The sequence below is a fragment of the Vibrio sp. Y176 genome (assembly GCF_033438945.1).
Map to the genome: position 1 here is coordinate 1 of NZ_JAWOQS010000721.1, position 629 is coordinate 629.

The window sequence follows — 629 nt, forward strand, 5'->3', positions numbered from 1 at the left end:
CCAATCTGGTCCATCAGGTAGCAACTTGCTGTTGCGCTTTTTAGGCGCCTCTCCAGAGAGGTTTTTTGTTGCGGTAGTCATCGCTAGCCTCCTTACGCCGTTTCTTTTTGGAATAGTTCTCGGAAGACTGGGAAGATATCCTCCACAGAGCGAATATTCTTCATAGCGAAGTTTGGAAACTCGTCGGTGAGCTTCTCATACTCGTGCCATAAGGTTTGATGTGAGCGACGCGTGATTTCTATATAAGAATAGTACTGACAATTTGGCAGCAACTTATTCACGAGTAAATCTCGGCATCGTGGTGAGTCATCCGCCCAGTTATCCCCATCGGACGCTTGGGCTGCGTAGATGTTCCACTGACCAACCGGGTAACGCTCCTTGACGATTTCATCCATTAATTTCAAAGCGCTAGATACGATGGTGCCACCGGTTTCTTGCGAGTAGAAAAATTCGTGTTCATCGACTTCTTTGGCTTGTGTGTGGTGGCGAATAAACACAACGTCTACGTTTTCATAGGTACGAGTCAAGAACAGATACAACAGCACATAGAAGCGTTTCGCGATGTCTTTGGTCGCTTGATCCATAGAACCAGATACGTCCATCAAACAAAACATCACGGCTTGGCTAGA

General features: G+C 46.6%; 1 protein-coding gene. It reads right to left on the reverse strand.

Features of this window, described 5'->3' with window-relative positions:
* Positions 1-92: 92 nt before the first annotated feature.
* Positions 93-629, reverse strand: a 537-nt coding sequence (locus tag R7O13_RS28285; RefSeq protein ID WP_318305377.1) for a YeaH/YhbH family protein, incomplete at its 5' end; no start/stop codon positions are given.